The organism is Pseudoalteromonas sp. S16_S37, assembly GCF_014694405.1.
Classification (GTDB): domain Bacteria; phylum Pseudomonadota; class Gammaproteobacteria; order Enterobacterales; family Alteromonadaceae; genus Pseudoalteromonas.
This window is the reverse complement of sequence record NZ_JAAUWV010000028.1, coordinates 1-18,107: the sequence shown is the minus strand read 5'-3', so window position 1 is coordinate 18,107 and position 18,107 is coordinate 1. Positions and strand designations below refer to the sequence as shown.

Genomic DNA, 18,107 nt, shown 5'->3' with positions numbered 1-18,107 from the left:
CGCCATTGGCACTGGGAATGAGGTCGGTACATGGTGTTAGGCAAACTGCATTTCAGGGATATCGCCTTCGACGATTAGCTTACCTGCTGTTTTGCTTATAATTTCATCAACACTAACACCCGGCGCGCGTTCTAGCAAATGAAATGCGCCGTCTTTAACTTCTAACACAGCAAGGTCAGTTACGATCTTTTTGACACAATTCACACCCGTTAGTGGCAAAGTACATGCTTCTAACAGTTTTGAATCGCCGTGTTTACTAGCATGGGTCATAGTCACAATAATGTTCTGCGCGCCGGCAACCAAGTCCATCGCACCGCCCATGCCTTTGATTAATTTTTTCGGGATCATCCAAGAGGCAATATTGCCTTGTTGATCAACTTCGAATGCACCTAGAACCGTCAAGTCTACATGACCACCCCTGATCATGGCAAAACTATCTGCACTATTAAATATTGCAGCACCTTTGGCAGCTGTCACGGTTTCTTTACCCGCGTTGATCATATCTGCGTCAACTTGGTCTTCAGTTGGGTACGGACCCATACCTAATAAGCCGTTTTCTGATTGCAGCATTACTTCAATACCCTCAGGTACATAGTTTGCTACGAGGGTCGGAATACCAATTCCTAAATTAACGTAAAAACCGTCTTGTAGCTCTTGAGCTACGCGCATTGCTACTTGTTCACGTGATAAAGCCATTATTAATTCTCCTTATTTACGCGTAGTAACACGCTCAATGCGCTTTTCAAAGTTGCCCTTGATAACGCGGTTAACGTAAATACCTGGGGTATGAATTTGGCTTGGCTCTAATTCACCAGGTTCAACAATTTCTTCAACTTCAGCAACCGTAATTTTACCAGCGGTTGCAGCCATAGGGTTGAAGTTCATTGCTGTGTGGCGAAACACAAGGTTACCGTAGCGGTCTGCTTTCCATGCTTTAACGATAGCGAACTCGCCAGTGATTGACTCTTCTAAAATATAAGGGCGGCCATCAAACTCTTTGACTTCTTTACCTTCAGCCACTGGTGTGCCGTAGCCCGTTGCTGTGTAAAATGCAGGAATGCCAGCACCACCAGCACGCATCTTTTCAGCAAGTGTGCCTTGTGGTGTTAGTTCAACATCAATGATGCCATCTAGTAACTGTTGTTCAAATAAAGCATTTTCACCAACGTAAGACGCAATGATTTTTTTAATTTGACGATCGTGTAGCAAGATGCCAAGACCAAAATCGTCAACACCACAGTTATTTGATACTACGGTTAGTTCTTTGGTTTTTTTACGCTTAATTTCGTTGATCAAGCCCTCTGGAATACCACACAATCCGAAGCCGCCAGCGATGATGGTGTCGCCATCTTTTAATCCATCCATTGCTTGCGCATAGCTTGTTACTACTTTATCGAAACCGGCCATTAGCCCACTCCTAAAGATTGTTTATTGTTCAATATGCATCAAACTATAATGCATAAAAATTATGTTTGTTTCTAATCGCACTTCGCTTTTAAAGCCAAAGAGACTTTGCTCACTGGGGGCTTATTCAGCGCCTCACAAATTGCCCAGCCAGCTTTGGCTAGTCTTTCTAAATCAATTTGGGGGTCAATGCCAAGCCCTTGTAGTAAGTAAACAACATCCTCTGTGGCAACATTTCCTGACGCGCCCTTAGCATAGGGACAACCACCTAGTCCGGCGACTGCGCTATCTACGGTCGAAATGCCCATTTCCAGTGCCTTACTAATGTTAGCTAAAGCTTGTCCATAGGTATCATGAAAATGCACCGCTAGCTTATCAGCGCTGATGTGTTCGAGCAGTAGGGTAAGTAACGACTGTACGTTATTTGGTGTGCCAACACCTATGGTGTCGCCAAGGCTCACTTCGTAGCAACCCATAGCCAACAATTGTTTACACACATCAAGCACAACCTCTGGTTTGACCTCTCCTTGATAAGGGCAGCCAAGCACGCAACTGATATAACCACGTACTTTTACACCGTGCTGTTTAGCAAGCTCAACAACGGGTTTGAATCGTTCGATACTTTCATCAATCGAACAATTGATGTTTTTTTGTGTAAACGCTTCGCTGGCTGCAGTAAAAATTGCAAACTCTTTAATGCCCACTTCAAGCGCCGCTTCGGCGCCTTTCAAATTAGGGGTTAAAGCACTAAAAGTCACACCTGGGTGAATACCTAACCCTTTGATAACGTCGCTGGAGTCTGCCATTTGTGGCACCCATTTGGGAGATACAAAGGCACCAGCTTCGATATCCTTAAGGCCTGCGTCACAAAGTGCATTGATCAGGTTGATTTTTTGCTCAGTTGTTACACTAGCTTCATTTTGTAAGCCGTCACGGGCACCCACTTCGACAATTCGAACACTCGTAGGATATGCCATGTTATGCCTCCAATGGCTCTACAATTGCCAGCATATCGCCGTGGCTAACCAGCGCACCTTCTTCAAAGCAGTAACTTGTTAATGTGCCGTCAAACGGTGCATTCAAGGTATATTCCATTTTCATCGCTTCAATGATTACCACCGCATCACCTTTGCTTACTTGGCTGTTAAGCGGTTGTAGGTGTTTCACTACAGTCCCGTTGAGCGGGGCTGCCAGCGGTGCGGCTTCATGCTCATGCTCACTAATGTAATGCTTAGATTTCAGCTCAAAGGTATGTGCATGTGCTTGATACATCACGGTGATTGAATCATCTTCAACTAGTACATTCGCGTGGTACTTCTTACCATCAATGACGGCATTAAGCTGAGTTTGCTGCAGTGATGCGCTGATATTAATTGCTTTACCTTCGTGTTCAACGCTTATCAACTCGTTGTTTAAAGTGGCCTCTACAGGTCCATCAAAAAATGGCACGCTTACTTTTGCACTTTGATTTAATCTAAAGCCCAATGCATTTTGCCAAGGCGTGTTATTTTTACTAGGTATAGCATGTTTAATAAATGCTGCGACGGCTAGTAAAATCATTTGCGATAGAGGCTCTGGTTGCTGAGTAAGCGTGTCAGTTTGACTATCAATAAAGTGTGTATCGGGGGCGCCGGCCACAAAAGTCGGATGACCTGATAAATGATGTAAAAATGCGATATTGCTTTTTACACCAGCAAGATGCACTTCTTCTAATGCATGATGCAATTTTAGTAACGCGGTTTCGCGGTCTGGCCCATGTACAATGAGTTTGGCAATCATTGGGTCGTAAAACGAGCTGATCTCAGCACCTGTTTGCACGCCAGTATCAACGCGCACGCCTTCGCTTTGTTGTGGGAATGACAAGTGTGTCAGCTCCCCCGAGAACGGCATAAAGTTTTCACGAGGGTCTTCGGCGTAAATACGCGCCTCAAAGCTATGACCCTTTAACTCGATGTCTTCTTGAGTCAACGGTAACGGCTGATTGTTGGCAACACGAATCTGCCACTCAACCAAGTCTAAGCTGGTAACCATTTCTGTAACTGGGTGTTCTACTTGCAGGCGCGTGTTCATCTCCATAAAGAAGAACTCTTCGCCACATAATAAAAACTCGACCGTACCGGCGCCGCGATAGTTAATCGCTTTGGCGCAGCGCACCGCGGCTTCGCCCATTTCTTTGCGAAGAAAATCAGATAAGCCGGGGGCAGGGGCTTCTTCAATTACTTTTTGGTGGCGACGTTGCAGTGAACAGTCTCTATCGCCCAAATACACGCAGTTACCGTGATTGTCGGCAAATACTTGTACTTCAACGTGACGTGGAGTGTCAACATAGCGCTCTAGCAGTACTAGGTCGTTACCAAACCCTGCAAGTGCTTCACGTTTTGCACCCTCTAATGCGGCCATAAACTCTTTGCTTTCGCGAACCACGCGCATACCTTTACCGCCGCCGCCAAACGCGGCTTTGATAAGCACCGGGTAGCCGATTTTTTCTGCTTCTGCAGCTAAAAAGTCGCTATCTTGGTTTTGACCATAGTAGCCCGGTACCAATGGCACACTGGCTTCGGCCATAATTTCTTTAGCACGGGTTTTTGAACCCATGGCTTCAATGGAGCTTGCCAGTGGTCCAATAAATGCGATACCTGCATTTTCGCAAGCTGCGGCAAACGTGTCGTTTTCAGATAAAAAGCCATAGCCTGGGTGTACGCAGTCGGCGCCAGATAACTTGGCAACTTCTAGTATTTTATCTGCTACTAAGTAGGAGTCTTTGCTGGGAGCAGGACCAATATGATAGGCCTCGTCTGCCAGCTGCACATGCAATGCATTGGCGTCGGCATCTGAGTATACCGCTACGGTTTTTAAACCCAGTCGCTTAGCTGTTTTCGTAACGCGGCAGGCGATTTCGCCACGGTTTGCAATGAGGATCTTTTTCAACATGATTTATCCCTTACTGTTTTGCCGCGTTTTGCCAACTTGGCGCACGCTTTTCAAAAAAGGCAGTTAAGCCTTCTTGCCCCTCTGGGCTTACTCTAATTTCAGCAATACGTTTGGCTGTATGTGCTATCAACGGCTCATCTATTGCTTTATTTGCTACTTCGTTAATGAGCAACTTGGCAGATTGCACCGCAGCAGGGCCATTATTTAATAGCGTATCGATGAAATACTGCTGGCTTTTTTCTAAGTCGTCGCTGATCTCATGGATTAAGCCCAAAGAGAGCGCTTGTTCAGCTTTAAATACTTCGGCTGTTAAAAAGTAACGACGGGCTTGGCGCTCGCCAATTGCTTTTATCACATAAGGGCTAATTACAGCTGGGATAAGACCTAGCTTTACTTCACTTAAGCAAAACTTTGCATCCGGTGTGGCAACGGCAATATCGCAACATGCAATAAGGCCTAAAGCTCCACCAAACGCCGCACCTTGTACCAAACAAAGAGTTGGGTGAGGTGACGTTGCAAGTACAGACATTAACTTGGCAAGCTTGGATGAGTCGGCAACATTTTCATCGTAGTTGTTGTTGGCCATTGATTTCATCCAACCAAGATCTGCACCCGCTGAAAAGTGCTTACCTTGAGTTTTGAGCACAAGGGCACGGATCTCAAGACTATTAGCATGCTCTATACACTGGATAAGCTCTGCTATCACCGCATCGTCGAACGCATTATGTTTTTCTGGGCGACTTAACTCTAAAATCGCCACTTTTGTTTTTGTTATCGTTAAAGTGACCGACATAGTCTGCTCCTATTACATTCTGAAGATGCCAAATTTTGACTCTTTGCGAGGTGCATTAGCAGCCGCTTCAAGCGCAAGACCTAAAACTGTACGGGTATCTGCTGGGTCAATAATGCCATCATCCCACAGGCGTGCACTGGCGTAATAAGGGTGACCTTGTTTCTCGTACTGTTCAATGATTGGCTTTTTGAACGTTGCAACTTCGTCGTCGCTCATGCTCTGGCCCTTGCGCGCTAAACCGTCTTGGCGAACTTGTGTGAGTACGCCTGCTGCTTGCTCACCGCCCATTACAGAGATACGGGCATTCGGCCACATCCACATCATGGTTGGTTCATACGCACGACCACACATACCGTAGTTACCAGCACCATATGAGCCACCGATCAATACTGTAAACTTAGGCACGTCAGCACATGACACAGCAGTTACCATCTTCGCACCGTGCTTGGCGATACCTTCAGCTTCGTACTTCTGACCAACCATAAAGCCGGTGATGTTTTGTAAAAACAGCAGTGGAATATCACGTTGTGCGCAAAGTTGGATAAAGTGTGCGCCTTTTTGCGCAGATTCAGAGAATAAAATACCGTTGTTCGCCACAATCCCAACTGGGTGGCCATAGATTTCAGCAAAGCCAGTAACCAGTGTTTCACCAAAGTAACGTTTGAATTCATCAAATTGTGAATCATCTACAATACGGGCGATGACTTCACGCACGTCAAATGGCTTTTTAAGATCTGTGCCAACAATGCCGTATACTTCGCGAATATCGTAACGAGGTGGTTTGACGTCTTTTAAAATAGGGCGAGTAGGGCGCTGATGGTTAATACGGGCAATACACTGCCTGGCGATTGACAGCGCATGTTCGTCATTTTCAGCATAATGATCAGCAACACCAGAGATTTTACAGTGTACATCTGCTCCACCTAAGTCTTCGGCGCTTACTTCTTCACCCGTTGCCGCTTTAACCAGCGGTGGACCCGCTAAGAAAATAGTCCCTTGCTCTTTTACGATGATACTTTCATCCGCCATTGCAGGTACATACGCACCACCTGCGGTACATAAACCCATCACCACGGCAATTTGTGGGATACCTTTGGCTGACATACGCGCTTGGTTATAAAAGATGCGACCAAAGTGTAACTTATCAGGAAACACTTCATCTTGCTCTGGTAAGTTAGCACCGCCTGAGTCAACCAAGTAGATACAAGGTAAATGGCATCGCTCGGCAATTTCTTGGGCACGAAGGTGTTTTTTCACAGTCAGAGGAAAGTATGTTCCGCCTTTAACCGTGGCGTCGTTACCGACAATCATGCATTCAATGCCTTGCACACGGCCAATACCTGCTACCACGCCTGCACAAGGAATATCTTGCTCATATACACCAAAGGCGGCAAATTGTGAGATCTCTAAAAAAGGTGAGCCTTCGTCGAGTAGGGTATTAATGCGGTCACGAACAAATAATTTACCGCGGCTTTGATGACGGGCGATGAGTTCTTCACCCCCACCTTGAGATAACGTAGCGACTTTGTCGTTTAAATCAGCAACCAGCGAAGCCATGGCTTCGCTGTTTGCTTTAAACTGACTGTCGTGAGGGTTAACTGAAGAGTTAAGTACAGTCATGTTTTATCCTTAGCGGCTTTCGGTGAAAAGCTCTCGTCCAATTAGCATGCGGCGAATTTCTGAAGTGCCCGCGCCGATTTCATATAGTTTGGCATCACGTAATAAACGGCCAGTGGCATATTCATTGATATAACCGTTGCCACCTAAAATTTGAATGGCATCTAATGCCATTTTGGTTGCCAGTTCTGCAGCGTATAAAATGGCACCAGCGGCGTCTTTACGGGTAGTTTCACCGCGGTCACAAGCTTTAGCAACCGTATAAACGTATGAGCGAGCGGCATTCATCTGAGTGTACATGTCGGCAATTTTGCCTTGGATAAGTTGGAACTCACCGATAGACTGATTAAATTGCTTACGCTCGTGAATGTAAGGTACAACGATGTCCATACACGCTTGCATAATGCCCAGTGGACCAGCTGCAAGTACAACGCGCTCGTAGTCTAGGCCGCTCATTAGTACTTTTACGCCTTCATTTAACTGGCCAAGAATGTTTTCTTCTGGTACTTCGCAGTCTTCAAATACTAGTTCACACGTGTTCGAACCACGCATGCCCAGTTTGTCTAGCTTTTGAGCTGTCGAGAAACCAGGGAAGTCTTTTTCAACTAAAAATGCGGTGATCCCTTTTGAACCTGCGTTTAGGTCAGTTTTTGCGTAAATCACTAAAACGTCAGCGTCTGGACCATTGGTGATCCACATTTTGTTGCCGTTTAAAATGTACTTATCGCCTTTTTTCTCAGCTTTAAGTTTCATTGATACCACGTCAGAGCCCGCGTTTGGTTCACTCATTGCCAGTGCACCAATGTGCTCGCCGCTGATTAATTTAGGTAGGTATTTGCGTTTTTGTGCTTCATTACCGTTACGGTTAATTTGGTTAACGCACAAGTTTGAGTGTGCGCCGTAGCTTAAACCAATTGACGCACTGGCGCGGCTGATCTCTTCCATGGCAACAACGTGCTCAAGATAACCCATGCCTGCACCACCAAACTCTTCAGGCACTGTGATACCTAATAAACCCATGTCGCCAAATTTTGGCCATAGTTGATTTGGGAAGCTGTTCTCATGGTCGGTTTTTTCAGCCAAAGGGGCGATTTCAGCAGTTGCAAAACCATTTACATGATCTCGGATCATGTCGGCTGTTTCGCCTAAACCAAAATTCATTTCTTTATATAAAGATACGGTACTCATAATAGTTATCCTGTGAGAGATTATTCTTCTAAATTCTTTAACGTGTCGCGACAACGGCGCTCGGCAGTCACCAGCTCCATTAACACAACTTTGATATCGTCCATTTGCTGACTTAAATCGGCTTTTTTCTCTTCGATAAGTTGCAACATGGTAGAAAGCTGTTTAGCGCTTGATTTATCAGCGTCATACAACTCAAATAAACGGCCAGTTTCAGCCAATGTAAAGCCCAAACGCTTGCCTCTGAGGATCAGTTTTAAACGCACTTTGTCGCGTTTTGAGTAAACACGGGTTTGCCCGTGACGTTCGGGAGATAGCAAGCCCTGATCTTCATAAAAGCGTATGCTGCGCGTTGTAATATCAAATTCTTTCGCTAACTCGCTGATTGAGTAGGTTTCTTCGTTATGGTTATCTTGCATGATTATTTACACATTGACTTCAATACTGATTTGTCCAATATAAGTGAAGTTTACGTAAAGGTAAAGTTATGCGTGAAAATCATACTTAGGTATTAGGTGGGTTATATGTGATTTATATGACAAAAAATCACCATCAAACTGAGTAAAAACGCTATCTGGAAAGCTAAGTGTGCAACAAATGTTTACAAAACCAGACATCGCACTTTGCTTGATTTTAGATTTACGTTGGCGTAAACGTAAATATTATGTATGCTCAAATTAATTAATAAATCGTTTAAGCAGGATGCCATAACTAAGGGTATCTGTGAATAGGAGTTTAAAATGAGTAATGATGCTGTAGTCATCGTAGCCGCAAAACGTACCCCAATGGGTGGCTTTATGGGCGCTTTATCTGACGCGAGCGCAACGGATTTAGGTGCAAGCGCGATTAAAAGCGTGATGGCTGAAACGGGTCTCACTGATGCGTCTATTGACGAAGTGATCATGGGCTGTGTGTTACCAGCAGGCTTAGGTCAAGCGCCAGCACGTCAAGCGATGTTACATGCAGGTCTTGCGCGCTCAACCGGCGCAACCACAATCAATAAAGTGTGTGGCTCTGGCTTAAAAGCTGCGATGTTAGCACATGATCTGATTAAAGCTGGTAGCATCAATACAGCGATTGCTGGCGGTATGGAAAGCATGACTAACTCGCCTTATTTCATTCCTAAAGCGCGTGGTGGTATGCGTATGGGCCATGGTGAGATAAAAGATCACATGATGGCTGATGGTTTAGAAGATGCGTATGACAACAAAGCAATGGGTTGTTTTGCGCAAGATACAGCTGATCAGTACGGCATTACTCGTGAACAAATGGACGAATTTGCTTTGGGCTCACTAAGCAAAGCAACCGCAGCCATTGAAAATGGCAGCTTCACTAACGAAATTACGCCTGTTACGTTGTCTACCCGTAAGGGCGATGTAGAAGTAAGCATCGACGAGCAACCAGGTAATGCGCGCCCTGAAAAAATTCCTAGCCTACGTCCTGCATTCAAAAAAGACGGCACGGTAACTGCGGCTAACTCATCATCAATTTCAGATGGTGCTGCCGCACTCATTTTAATGAGCGAATCAGCAGCTAAAAGTCACGGTTTAACACCACTTTGTAAGATTGCAGGTCATGCAACGCATTCACAACTACCTTCAGAGTTTACGCTAGCACCAGTGGGCGCAATGAATACTTTGCTAGAGCGCACAGGTTGGAGCAAAGATGAGGTTGATCTTTGGGAGATCAACGAAGCGTTTGCCATGGTGACTATGCTCGCTATCAACGAAATGGGCTTAGACAGCAGCAAAGTTAACGTAAACGGCGGTGCATGTGCACTTGGTCACCCAATTGGTGCAAGCGGCGCACGTATTTTAGTTACGCTTATTCACGCGTTACGTAACCGTGGTTTATCAAAAGGTATCGCATCACTGTGTATCGGTGGTGGTGAAGCCGTGGCTCTAGCAGTAGAAGTCTAAATACAATTCTTAGGGCACCAAAATCACAGGCAAGACAACTATTATAGCCTTTGGTGCCATAACACATAATCTGGGGAGGAGTGCACTATGCACCATGTACCTTTATACATCAACGGCGAATTCACACAATCATCAACCGATAAATGGATTGATGTTGTAAACCCTGCAACTCAAGAAGTACTTGCGCAAGTACCTTGTGCAACTGAGCAAGAAATGCGTGCTGCAATTGACTCGGCACAAGAAACCTTTAAAACATGGAAAGAAGTACCGGTCACTGAACGTGCGCGTATCATGATGCGTTATGCTGCACTTTTAAAAGAGCACCACGATGAACTTGCAACAATCATCTGCCATGAACTTGGCAAAACCTTTGAAGATGCGAAAGGCGATGTTTGGCGTGGTATTGAAGTAGTTGAGCAAGCTGCCAATGCGCCGTCAATGATGATGGGTGAAACGGTAGAAAACGTAGCACGTAAAATCGACACTTACTCATACATGCAACCATTAGGGGTGTGTGCGGGTATTACACCGTTTAACTTCCCTGCGATGATCCCACTTTGGATGTTCCCAATGGCGATTGTGTGCGGTAACACCTTTATTCTTAAACCGTCTGAGCAAGACCCTCTGACGCCAATGCGCTTAGTTGAATTATTTGAAGAAGCGGGCGCGCCAAAAGGTGTTTTACAAGTTGTGCATGGTACCAAAGAGCAAGTAGACCAAATTTTAGAAGCGCCTGAAATTCGCGCTATCTCGTTTGTTGGTTCTTGTGGTGTAGGCCAATATATCTACTCTAAAGGCACACAACATCTTAAACGTGTTCAAGCGTGTGTTGGCGCTAAAAACCACATGGTGATCATGCCAGACTCTAAAAAAGAGCAATTGATCAATAACCTAGTTGGTTCTTCAGTGGGCGCTGCTGGTCAGCGTTGTATGGGTATTTCGGTAGCCGTGTTTGTTGGTCAATCTAAAGAATGGGTAAATGACTTAAAAGAAGCACTTTCTAAAGTTCGCCCTGGTATTTGGAATGATCCTGAAGCAGCATACGGGCCACAAACAACTTTGCAAGCTAAAGCACGTATTTTGTCATTGATTGAAAGTGCTAAGCAGCAAGGTGCAACCTGTTTATTAGATGGGTCTGATTGTACGGTTGAAGGCTATGAAAAAGGCAACTGGGTTGGACCTACGTTGTTTACAGATGTAACGACTGACATGGACCTATACAAAGAAGAGATCTTTGGTCCGGTATTGGCGTGTATGTTTGTTGATACTTTGGAAGAGGCAATTGCCCTTATCAATGCGAGCCCTTACGGAAACGGCACCTCACTGTTTACGTCAAGTGGCGCTGCGGCACGTAAGTTCCAACACGAAATTGAAGTGGGTCAAGTGGGTATTAACGTGCCAATTCCTGTGCCATTGCCGTTTTTCTCATTCACAGGTTGGAAAGGGTCATTCTACGGCGACCAACACACTTACGGTAAGCAAGGTGTGCGTTTTTATACAGAAACTAAAACCATTACCTCACGTTGGTTTGAAGACGATATCGCGTCTGGTCCAAACATGAGTATTAACCTGAAGTAATTCAGCGTTTCAAAGAATATTACAATAATTATTAACTAAGCCAGAGTTTATCTGGCTTAGTCATCAACACAACAAGAGGTCTTTATGGACTTTAATCTAACCGAAGATCAACAGGCGTTCGCCGAAACTGCGTATCAATTTGCAATGAGCGAACTGGCTCCTAATGCAGCACTTTGGGACCGCGAACATATTTTTCCTAAAGACGTGATTAAAAAAGCCGGTGAACTGGGCTTTTGTGGTTTATACACGCCAGAAGAGGCAGGTGGCCTTGGTTTATCGCGTTTAGACTCAAGTATTATTTTTGAACAGCTAGCAATGGGCTGTACTGCCACAACAGCCATGTTGACCATTCACAACATGGCCACGTGGATGATTGCCAGCTTTGGCACAGACGCTGTAAAAGAAAAGTATATTGACCAACTCGTTATGGGTGAATTGCTGGCTTCGTATTGTTTAACTGAGCCAGGTTCAGGCTCTGATGCTGCATCGCTTAAAACCAAAGCGGTTAAAGAAGGCGATGAATACGTCTTAAACGGCTCAAAAATGTTTATCTCTGGTGCCGGTGAAACAGACGTATTGGTTGTGATGGCGCGCACCGGTGATGCAGGGCCTAAAGGTATATCAGCATTTGTAGTACCGGCAGATGCCGCTGGTGTTGTATACGGAAAAGCCGAAGAAAAAATGGGTTGGAACGCTCAACCTACACGCTTAGTGACGCTAGAAAATGTACGTATTCCATCTGACCACTTATTAGGCCAAGAAGGCGAAGGATTTAAATTTGCCATGCAAGGCTTAGATGGCGGTCGTATCAATATTGCAACTTGCTCGATTGGTACGGCGCAGCAAGCGTTAAATACCGCAAAACAATATATGCAAGAGCGCGAGCAATTTGGTAAGCCACTTGCCGCATTCCAAGCGTTGCAGTTTAAGATTGCAGATATGAACACCGAACTTGTGGCAGCGCGCCAAATGGTGCGTTTAGCGGCATTTAAGCTGGATACAAATGATGGTGAAAAAACCACTTACTGTGCGATGGCAAAACGCTTTGCAACCGATGTGGGCTTTAAAGTATGTGACGATGCACTGCAAATTCACGGCGGTTACGGCTATATCAAAGAATACCCGCTAGAGCGTCATGTACGTGACGTACGCGTTCACCAAATTTTAGAAGGTACTAACGAGATCATGCGTGTGATCATCGCACGCCGTATTTTAGCCGAAGGCGCGGCAAGTGTTTTATAAGGAGAACATCATGAGTGCACAATTAAAACTTGAAAAACAAGGTAATACAGCAATTATCACCATGAGCAATCCACCTGCTAACACGTGGACGCGCGATACCTTAGTGGGTTTAAAAGAGCTCGTAAACGAGTTAAATGCAGATAAAAACATTTACGCGTTGGTTATCACAGGTGAAGGCGAAAAGTTCTTCTCGGCGGGCGCCGACCTAAACGTATTTGCTAGCGGCGATAAAGGCGTAGCGGCGGATATGTCGCGCGTGTTTGGCGAAGCGTTTGAAACATTGAGCGACTTTAGAGGCGTATCGATTGCCGCTATCAACGGCTTTGCGATGGGCGGTGGCCTTGAAGTGGCGCTGGCGTGCGATATTCGCATTGCTGAAGCGCAAGCACAAATGGCATTGCCAGAAGCCAAAGTAGGCCTACTTCCTTGTGCAGGTGGTACGCAAAACCTGTCTTGGCTCGTTGGTGAAGGCTGGGCGAAGCGCATGATCTTATGTGGTGAGCGCTTAAAAGCAGATAAAGCTCAGCAAATCGGCTTAGTAGAAGAAGTGGTTGAGACTGGCGAAGCACTTAACGCTGCAATAGCGCTTGCGCAAAAAGTAGGTGAGCAAAGCCCTGTAGCGGTTACTGCGTGTAAAGCGCTTATCCAAAAAGGCCGTACGGGTACCATTAACAGTGCGCTACCGCTGGAGCGTGAGCTATTTGTAACCTTATTTGACACGCAAGATCAAAAAGAGGGGGTTAACGCCTTCTTAGAAAAGCGCAAACCAAACTGGGTGAACGGCTAATGGCTAAGTTAGAGTTACTCAACCAAGCTGATGCGCCTGTGATATTTGAGTTAGCGCACTGTGATAACGGTATGCAGGTTGCGTTTGCGACATTAAATGTACCTAAATCACTGAATGCACTTAACCTTGATATGATCCGCTTATTAACACCGCAATTAGATGCTTGGGCTAAAGATGACCGAGTGGCTATGGTGGTGTTAAAAGGTGAAGGTGAAAAAGCATTTTGCGCTGGCGGCGATGTCGTTAGCTTGTACAAAGCAATGGCAGCAAACGACGGCAACAATTACCTTGAAACTTTTTTTGCCGAAGAGTATCGCCTAGATTATCAAATTCATACCTATGCTAAGCCAATCTTGCTTTGGGGTAACGGCATTATTATGGGCGGCGGATTAGGCTTGATGGCTGGCGCGAGCCATAAAGTGGTAACCGAAACTGCCCGTATCGCCATGCCTGAAATAACCATTGGTTTATACCCAGATGTAGGTGGTAGCTACTTCCTCAATAAAATGCCGCAAGGTGTTGGGCTATTTTTGGGCCTGACGGGCGCATCTATTAATGCCAGCGATGCATGTTACACAGGCCTTGCTGATCACTTTGTGAATGCCGACAAATACGGCGAACTGTTGGCCGAACTATTGGGCATTAACTGGGATAAAGCAAGCAGCTTAAACCATGAAAAGCTCACCCAAGTGTTGCTAGAACTTGAGAAAAACTCAGCACTGCAGCCGCAAAGTGAGCTGAAAGCCATTCAACCTCAACTTGATGAACTTGACTCATTAAGCTCATTACAGGCCCAAGTTGACTACATTTTGGCACTGCCAAGCGCTGACAACAAATGGCTGCATCGTGCTCAAAATTCACTAAAACATGGCTCGGCACTGAGTGCCGTGCTGGTCAGTGAGCAGCTTAAAGCGGGTAAAGGTAAGAGCTTAAAAGAATGCTTTATGTTTGAGCTGGGTATGAGCGTGCAAGCAGGTATTGCTGGTGAATTTCAAGAAGGCGTGCGAGCACTACTCATTGATAAAGACGGTGCGCCACAATGGCAATTTAGCTCGGTCAGTGAGGTAACTGCCAGCGCAATTACCCCGTTTTTAACGCCTAAATGGGATGATCAAACTCACCCATTAGCGGATATGTAAGGAGCAAAACATGGCAAAGATTGGATTTATTGGCCTAGGTAATATGGGCGGCCCAATGGCGGCTAACCTTGTTAAAGCGGGCCATATTGTTACGGTTTTTGATTTAAACGAAAGCGCAGTGAACGAATTGACGATTCAAGGTGCAAAAGCAGCTGGCACCGTTGAGCAAGTTTGCGTAGACGCAGAATTTGTAGTGAGCATGCTGCCTGCTGGTAAACATGTACGCATGATTTATTGTGGTGAAAATGGCTTAATTAACCATCTAGAAAAATCAACACTCGTCATTGATTGCTCAACCATAGATGCGGAGTCGGCACAGTTTGTGGGCGGCGAACTTGCAAAAGCAGGCATTAGCTTTGTTGACGCACCGGTATCTGGCGGTGTTGCCGGTGCAGCTGCGGGCACACTTACCTTTATCGTAGGCGGCTCAGATGCCGACTTTAACCGTGCTAACAGTATCTTGACTGACATGGGTAAGAACATTTTCCACGCGGGCAATGTTGGGGCTGGGCAAGTAGCTAAGATCTGTAACAACATGCTGTTGAGTATTTTAATGGCCGGTACTAGTGAGGCGCTACAGATGGGAATTGATCACGGTTTAGATCCTAAAGTACTCAGTGAGATCATGCTCAATAGCTCTGGCCGCAACTGGACGTTAGAACTTTATAACCCATGCCCAAATGTACAAGAAAATGTACCTAGTTCAAATGGTTATAAGCCTGGTTTTATGGTTGATTTAATGGCTAAAGACTTAGGCCTTGCTCAGCAAGCTGCGCAGCAAACCAACTCTGCAACGCCATTAGGTGCGATAGCTAAAAACCTGTATAACCTGATGCAAAACCAAGGCAAAGGCGCAGAAGACTTTAGCGCGATTTTTAAATTATATAGTGAAAAGTAACCCTATGGATATTAACAATAAAACCGTAGTGATCACCGGTGGCGCGCAGGGCTTAGGCTTTGCAATGGCAACCGAAATGGCAAAGTTAGGTGCAAACCTTGCGCTGATAGATATGCAAGAAGACGTATTGGCGAGCGCTAAAGCCCAGTTAAGTAAACTAGGCACGCAAGTGCACACCTACATTGCTAACGTGAGTGTTGAAAGCGAAGTAGAAGCTGTATTCAATGCCATCCAAGCAGATTGCGGCAATATTGCTGTATTAATTAACAACGCAGGCATTTTGCGTGATGGTTTATTACTCAAAGCCAAAGAAGGCAAAGTAATCGACAAAATGGCGTTATCGCAATTTCAATCGGTGATTGACGTAAACCTTACTGGCGTATTCCTATGTGGCCGTGAAGCGGCGGTTAAAATGGTTGAAGCAGGTGAGGGCGGCGTGATCATTAATATGTCGAGCGTAGCGCGCGCTGGTAATATGGGGCAAACCAATTACTCAGCGGCAAAAGCGGGTGTAGTTGCCATGACCACAAGCTGGGCCAAAGAGCTAGGTCGCTTTGGTATTCGCGTTGGTGCCATTGCACCGGGTGTTATTCGCACAACCATGACCGACGCCATGAAGCCAGAAGCCAAAGAGCGTTTAGTGAAAATGAAGCCGGTAGGGCGCTTAGGTGAGGCAGAAGAAATTGCGCATACAGCTACGTACATCATCGAAAATGACTTTTTTACTGGTCGTGTGGTGGAAATTGACGGCGGTATTCGTTTGTAATTAAACGTGAATTGACTATTTGAAAAGGCATGTACTTTTTTGGTACATGCCTTTTTTATTTGTCTATAGGGCTGCTTGTGAAGGCAAAGGTATCGCCAATGACGTGAGTATAAATTTGTGTAGTTTTAACGTCTTCATGGCCAAGCAACGTTTGTACAGTGCGTATATCTGAGCCTGCTCGCAACAATTCAGTCGCGAAAGAATGCCTAAAAGTGTGCGCTTTTACCCGCTTACAGATATCTGTTTTCAATAAAGCTGTACGCAGTGCTTTGCGAAACGTTGTTTCATGTAAGTGATGTCGGCACACATAGTTATCATACGGATGCACACACCGTGTGCTTGAAGGAAACAGATATTGCCACGCAAAATCTTTCACAGCGTGTTTATATTTCCTAACAAGGGACGGCGGCAAAGATGCCATACCAAAGCCGTCGTCTAGGTCACGCTTATGTACACGTTTTACATCGTCAATTTGTAACTGTAATGGTTGATATAAGGTCTTTGGTAATAGCGTGTAGCGGTCTTTTTTACCTTTACCCCTAAAAACAAAAACTGTACCTTGATTAAAGTCTAAATCTTTAACCCTTAATGATAACGCTTCATTTATACGTAAGCCGCTACCGTATAGCATGTTTGCGATGAGTGCATATTTGCCATGTAAATGACTAATTATTTGTATCGCTTCATCATGCGTGAGTACGGTAGGCAATGCTTTTTCTACTTGGCTAGAAGCGTAATTTAAACCTTTAATTTCTCGTTTTATGATATAGTGATATAAAAATATGATGGCGCATAGCGCAAGGTTTTGCGTTGCAGCACTTACCGTTTTAGTATTTATGCGACACGTAGTTTGTGTTGCATAAATACTAAAACGTTATATCTCTAAAGGGAATTCATGAGCAAAATTAAGATTAAGTTAGTATCTATCGGTCATTTGCCTTTGGGATTTGATCCAAAGAAAATCAAAAACTTTCCTTCTTCTATATTTGAAGTCATTGGAAATATTGATAATCATGAACTTAGATGCAATTCAGATGGATTTGGCTGGGAATTTTCTGATGATTTAGTACGAAACCAAATGCCCAAACTAAATGGCGCAGACTTTATGATTGCAATCGTTAACGTTCCATTGGAAGACAATTGGTACTCCCGACGATTAGGCAATAATCAAGTAATTTTCACGTTTTACGAAATCAAAGAAATATTGGAGAGTGCTAATATTCCTTTGGAAAACGTCATTTATCGCCTTCTCAATGCCTATACCTTTGCATACAAAAGAAACGAGAATCAGATACCTGAATTTCATGAAATGACAGATTTTACTCACGATGAAACGCGTGGGTGTATTTTCGACATGAACGGGATTAAATCAGACTTAATTGCCTCATGTCACAATCCAATCATTTGTAGCGAGTGCAAAGAAAAGCTTAGGCGAGATCGAGTTTCAAATGACGACATTGAGTCAGCTGAAAAAGATATTAAAAAGATTCGTAAAGACCTTTACTTTCGCATTCTGGAAAAGGTTAAGCGCAACCCAATTTGGGCTTTAGCTCTTTCAAGTTTATTTGCCTTCTTGCTTGGGGTTGCAGGCTCAATCACAGGATCTTATGTATTTGAGTATCTTAACAGTGCCGAGAGTGAACCACGAGATATAACAAGTGGTTCAATAGGACAGCCTGCTGCTACGGTTGAAAAAACACCTCCGCAGCAGTCTGCCAATTAACCAAGCGTTGAACTAAGCCGCTACGCGGAGATCCTCTTCTGAACATTTGAGCCACACTTACCTTGGGGTTATCCCATAACTTGGAGGTAAGTCATGAATACACTCATTGAACAAGTCAAAACTGA

General features: G+C 44.8%; 17 protein-coding genes. 8 read left to right on the top strand and 9 right to left on the bottom strand.

Going from position 1 to position 18,107, the window contains the following annotated elements; genetic code table 11:
- Positions 1-36: 36 nt before the first annotated feature.
- The 8 genes from HC733_RS13060 to HC733_RS13025 all read right to left on the bottom strand — a co-directional run bounded on the left by HC733_RS13060 (position 37) and on the right by HC733_RS13025 (position 8,349).
- On the bottom strand, positions 37-696 hold the full coding sequence (locus HC733_RS13060) for a CoA transferase subunit B (protein WP_190365487.1): 660 nt from the start codon (positions 694-696) through the stop codon (positions 37-39).
- A gap of 12 nt (positions 697-708) precedes the next feature.
- Complete coding sequence (locus HC733_RS13055; RefSeq protein ID WP_190365486.1) at positions 709-1,407, bottom strand: CoA transferase subunit A; 699 nt, start codon at positions 1,405-1,407, stop codon at positions 709-711.
- Positions 1,408-1,478: 71 nt separating this feature from the next.
- Entirely contained in the window at positions 1,479-2,381 is a 903-nt protein-coding gene (locus tag HC733_RS13050; protein WP_190365485.1) for a hydroxymethylglutaryl-CoA lyase, read from the bottom strand.
- A 1-nt stretch (position 2,382) separates the two neighbouring features.
- Positions 2,383-4,335, bottom strand: coding sequence for an acetyl-CoA carboxylase biotin carboxylase subunit (locus HC733_RS13045; RefSeq protein ID WP_190365484.1), 1,953 nt, complete (start codon positions 4,333-4,335; stop codon positions 2,383-2,385).
- Positions 4,336-4,345: 10 nt separating this feature from the next.
- The gene (locus HC733_RS13040) at positions 4,346-5,128 is read right to left on the bottom strand and encodes an enoyl-CoA hydratase-related protein (RefSeq protein ID WP_190365483.1); all 783 of its coding nucleotides are present in this window, start codon (positions 5,126-5,128) and stop codon (positions 4,346-4,348) included.
- Between the two features lie 12 nt (positions 5,129-5,140).
- Positions 5,141-6,748 carry a carboxyl transferase domain-containing protein gene (locus HC733_RS13035; RefSeq protein ID WP_190365482.1) on the bottom strand — a complete coding sequence of 536 codons (1,608 nt, stop codon included), beginning with the start codon at positions 6,746-6,748 and terminating at the stop codon, positions 5,141-5,143.
- Positions 6,749-6,757: 9 nt separating this feature from the next.
- Positions 6,758-7,933: an isovaleryl-CoA dehydrogenase gene (locus HC733_RS13030; protein WP_190365481.1), complete on the bottom strand. Its 1,176-nt coding sequence runs from the start codon at positions 7,931-7,933 to the stop codon at positions 6,758-6,760.
- A gap of 20 nt (positions 7,934-7,953) precedes the next feature.
- A complete protein-coding gene (locus HC733_RS13025) occupies positions 7,954-8,349 on the bottom strand; it encodes a MerR family transcriptional regulator (RefSeq protein WP_171624144.1) in 396 nt (131 codons plus the stop codon).
- A gap of 321 nt (positions 8,350-8,670) precedes the next feature.
- Between HC733_RS13025 and HC733_RS13020 the strand changes: the two genes are divergently transcribed.
- From HC733_RS13020 to HC733_RS12990, 7 genes are all read left to right on the top strand, one after another.
- Entirely contained in the window at positions 8,671-9,849 is a 1,179-nt protein-coding gene (locus HC733_RS13020) for a thiolase family protein (RefSeq protein ID WP_190365480.1), read from the top strand.
- An 87-nt stretch (positions 9,850-9,936) separates the two neighbouring features.
- Positions 9,937-11,427 (top strand): CoA-acylating methylmalonate-semialdehyde dehydrogenase, encoded by a 1,491-nt coding sequence (locus tag HC733_RS13015; RefSeq protein WP_190365479.1) that lies wholly within the window; start codon positions 9,937-9,939, stop codon positions 11,425-11,427.
- Between the two features lie 84 nt (positions 11,428-11,511).
- Positions 11,512-12,669 carry an acyl-CoA dehydrogenase family protein gene (locus HC733_RS13010; protein ID WP_190365478.1) on the top strand — a complete coding sequence of 386 codons (1,158 nt, stop codon included), beginning with the start codon at positions 11,512-11,514 and terminating at the stop codon, positions 12,667-12,669.
- Positions 12,670-12,679: 10 nt separating this feature from the next.
- Entirely contained in the window at positions 12,680-13,456 is a 777-nt protein-coding gene (locus HC733_RS13005) for an enoyl-CoA hydratase (protein ID WP_190365477.1), read from the top strand.
- A complete protein-coding gene (locus tag HC733_RS13000; protein ID WP_190365476.1) occupies positions 13,456-14,595 on the top strand; it encodes an enoyl-CoA hydratase/isomerase family protein in 1,140 nt (379 codons plus the stop codon). Before HC733_RS13005 ends, HC733_RS13000 begins: the two co-directional genes overlap by 1 nt.
- Positions 14,596-14,605: 10 nt before the next feature.
- On the top strand, positions 14,606-15,493 hold the full coding sequence (mmsB, locus tag HC733_RS12995) for a 3-hydroxyisobutyrate dehydrogenase (protein WP_190365475.1): 888 nt from the start codon (positions 14,606-14,608) through the stop codon (positions 15,491-15,493).
- Between the two features lie 4 nt (positions 15,494-15,497).
- On the top strand, positions 15,498-16,259 hold the full coding sequence (locus HC733_RS12990; RefSeq protein WP_190365474.1) for an SDR family oxidoreductase: 762 nt from the start codon (positions 15,498-15,500) through the stop codon (positions 16,257-16,259).
- A 55-nt stretch (positions 16,260-16,314) separates the two neighbouring features.
- Here HC733_RS12990 and HC733_RS23170 read toward each other — a convergent pair whose 3' ends face one another.
- Positions 16,315-17,097 (bottom strand): integron integrase, encoded by a 783-nt coding sequence (locus tag HC733_RS23170; RefSeq protein ID WP_342366017.1) that lies wholly within the window; start codon positions 17,095-17,097, stop codon positions 16,315-16,317.
- Between the two features lie 57 nt (positions 17,098-17,154).
- On the opposite strand from HC733_RS23170, the gene HC733_RS12980 reads away from it, so the two are divergent.
- The gene (locus tag HC733_RS12980; protein ID WP_190365473.1) at positions 17,155-17,982 is read left to right on the top strand and encodes a hypothetical protein; all 828 of its coding nucleotides are present in this window, start codon (positions 17,155-17,157) and stop codon (positions 17,980-17,982) included.
- The last annotated feature ends 125 nt before the right edge of the window (positions 17,983-18,107 follow it).